Here is a 230-nt window from a genome sequence, read left to right as displayed (position 1 = left end):
CCCATGTCCCGGCCGCAATGATCGAATAGCCAGACAGCAGCAGATAAAGAAGCACCACCAGCGGCAAGAGCAAGAAAGCATCGCGACCAAGTTCGCTCATTTTCGGCAGTTCACTGCGCGGAACGCCGTGCAGGCCAAGGTGCTTTGCCTGCAAATCAACGGTCAGAAAGATCGCAAGATAAAACAAAAGACACGGCAACACGGCTGCCATCACGATTTCGGAATACGGG

The 230-nt window shown here is 53.9% G+C and carries 1 protein-coding gene; it reads right to left on the bottom strand.

Annotated features, from left to right (window positions below; genetic code table 11):
• On the bottom strand, window positions 1-211 hold a 211-nt coding region (locus Q4528_RS16585; protein ID WP_303522902.1), incomplete at its 3' end, for a TRAP transporter large permease subunit.
• Window positions 212-230: the final 19 nt, after the last annotated feature.

This window comes from Staphylococcus pasteuri (assembly GCF_030547725.1).
Taxonomy (GTDB): Bacteria; Bacillota; Bacilli; order Staphylococcales; family Staphylococcaceae; genus Staphylococcus; species Staphylococcus pasteuri.
Note: the sequence above shows the minus strand (reverse complement) of the source record. Positions and strands in the feature narration are given on the sequence as shown.